Source organism: Psychrobacter sp. (assembly GCF_036731945.1).
Taxonomy (GTDB): domain Bacteria; phylum Pseudomonadota; class Gammaproteobacteria; order Pseudomonadales; family Moraxellaceae; genus Psychrobacter.
Map to the genome: position 1 here is coordinate 16018 of NZ_DAINDI010000023.1, position 2670 is coordinate 18687.

Consider the following 2670-nt stretch of genomic DNA (forward strand, 5'->3'; position numbering starts at 1 on the left):
GTTTTCTTTTATCTGACCATTGCTGCAACTGGTTTTATCGCTGCGATTATTATGCCGCGTATACCGCCGCTGTCATTAAAGCCTGACACTTATCATTCTGGCAAAAGTATGCTCGATGAAGAAATCCCTACTGAGTATTCTACTTACCAATGGGCGGTCAATCGTGCCGTCACGCGCGCGCATTCTATGCCAAGCTTAGGGAAAGTGTTTAAACACAGCCTAAAAAATCTATTTGATATTTATTTTGGCTTAATTCCAGTGATTTTTGCTATTGGCGTCATTGGTCTTGGTTTAGCAGAGTACACCCCAGTATTTAATTGGCTATCTGCGCCGCTCGTGCCATTATTTGAATTATTGCAAATTCCAGAGGCAGCAGAGGCGGCACCTGCGATGATTATGGGCTTTGCAGATATGTACTTGCCAGCCTTGGTCGGTAAAAGTATCGAGAGTGAAATGACGCGTTTTATCGTTGGTGCGGCTTCTATTACCCAAATTATCTATATGTCTGAGGTTGGCGCGCTGATTTTGAAATCAAACATCAAGCTTAACGTCTTAGAGCTATTTTTGATTTTTGTCTTACGTACGCTGATTAGCTTGGTGGTCATCACGTCAGTGGCGCATCTATTGTATTAGTCGCGATTGCAACACAAAATATCAATATTAAAAAGCAGCTAACATTTAGCGTAAAGTTAACTTTATTAAATAATATAAGGCAAGTGATTATCATGGAAATGACAAATTCTTTATCCTTAACGAGAGAAGCTGCCAAGCAAAGCATGAAAAATGAAGTTAGGTTAAATGCTGCCTACATAGAGGGTGATTGGGTTACGATTGCAGCCTCTGAATCAGTAGATGAGCATGCTTTATATGACCCAAATTCTGGCGAGGTCATTGCCACAACTCATTTGTGCAATAGTGCACAGGTAGAAAGCGCCGCTCATGCCGCATCACGCGCTTATGCAACTTGGTCGCAAACCAGCGTTAATGAGCGCGCGCGTTATCTGCAGGCGATTGCAGATACGATGGCGCAGCAGTTTGAGAAGCTGGTTGCGCTGTCGGTATTGAATAATGGTAAGCCGATTGCAGAGGCGAAAATAGACGTGAGCGACGCCATCGCTTGTTATCGCTATTATGCCAATCTTATCATCGAGCAGGCGACTTGGTCTAAGGTTGCTACCAACGAGACAGGTATCCGCTTATTAAAAACCTATGCGCCCGTTGGTATATGCGCCCTTATCGTGCCTTGGAACTTTCCGATGGTCACTACTGCTTGGAAATTAGCGCCTGCACTGGCGGCAGGATGTACTGTTATTCTCAAACCATCAGAGGTGACACTATTACCAGAATTGATACTGGGGAATATATTGTCGGCTATTGGGCTGCCAAAAGGGGTGGTCAATATCCTACCGGGCGCAGCAGAAGTGGGTGCAGCGATGAGCAGTCACCCGCTGATTGATAAAGTGTCTTTTACCGGCAGTAATATCGTCGGTGAAAAAGTAATGCGCCAAGCAGCAACAGGTATTAAGGATATCAGTCTAGAGCTGGGAGGTAAGTCCGCTATTGTAGTGCGCGCAGATGCTGATATTGATTATGCCTGTGATTTAATCATCGGTGGTATCTTTACCAACGCCGGTCAGATTTGTTCTGCGACCTCAAGATTGCTCGTCCATCAAGACATTGCCCAGTCGTTATTTGACGCACTGAAAGCAAAAACAGAAAGTTTAAAAATAGGCGATGGTTTTGCTGTCGATACGCAAATGGGTCCATTGGTTAGCGCGCAACAACTTGCGCAAGTCAAAAAATATATCGATATCGCAGTTGATGAAAATCTTATTTGCCTAACAGGTGGCAAGATACTAGAGCGCCAAGGATATTTTGTCACGCCGACTATTTATACGAATGTGCCAGTAAGCAGTCAGTTATGGACAGAAGAAGTATTTGGACCAGTATTGGTCAGTACCACCTTTGCAGACAATGCACAGGCGATTGAACTTGCCAACGATAGTAAGTATGCCTTGGCAGCGACCATTGTCAGCGCCAATGAGACTGCAGCGTTAGAGATGGCGCTACAAATTCAAGCTGGTCATATTTGGGTTAACGAGCAGCAAATTGTAGTACCTGAAGCAGGCTGGGGCGGGTTTAAGCAAAGTGGCATTGGTCGCGAGTTGGGTGCTGATGGCTTGTCTGCTTATCAGAAGAGTAAGCACGTCTTGCTACCGTCGTAATTGCTGATTTTAGCGCCTTGTTATTTTAATCACTGTCATTTTAATCATCATGCTTTTCTGCGCTTAGAGTATTTTTCTATCTCGCTAACAAAATCCCCTGTTATAGATATTCTATATAGGGGATTTTGGTTAATGCTTAGCAATTAGAAATATGGTGAATAACCACTACCTACCACATCAAATCATCTGGAATAACATAAGCAGCATAAGGGTCATCTTCTGCCAGCTCGACCTCTGACTTGTCATTTGACACCACAATAAAGCCTTCGAGCTTGGCGTTGATACGATCAGCTAGTGGACGAGGGAGCAGCGCATAATCGTCTTCTAAGCGCGCAATCACCACATGACCAGCTACGATTTGATCATAGAGCTTTTGGGTGATATAAATCTTTTTAATTTTGCCGTTATCAACAAACTGATAGGTGACATCGCCTTGTGTCTCTGT

The 2670-nt window shown here is 44.0% G+C and carries 3 protein-coding genes; 2 read left to right on the top strand and 1 reads right to left on the bottom strand.

What is annotated here, in order from left to right; all coding sequences use genetic code 11:
* Together V7D75_RS06485 and V7D75_RS06490 are read left to right on the top strand one after the other, a co-directional pair.
* Positions 1-633: YjiH family protein (locus tag V7D75_RS06485; RefSeq protein WP_442968930.1), on the top strand; the 633-nt coding region annotated here is incomplete at its 5' end.
* A 92-nt stretch (positions 634-725) separates the two neighbouring features.
* Positions 726-2225, top strand: coding sequence for an aldehyde dehydrogenase family protein (locus V7D75_RS06490; protein WP_333613893.1), 1500 nt, complete (start codon positions 726-728; stop codon positions 2223-2225).
* 169 nt (positions 2226-2394) lie between these two features.
* Here the strand turns inward: V7D75_RS06490 and V7D75_RS06495 are convergent.
* Positions 2395-2670: DUF2058 family protein (locus V7D75_RS06495; protein ID WP_333613894.1), on the bottom strand; the 276-nt coding region annotated here is incomplete at its 5' end.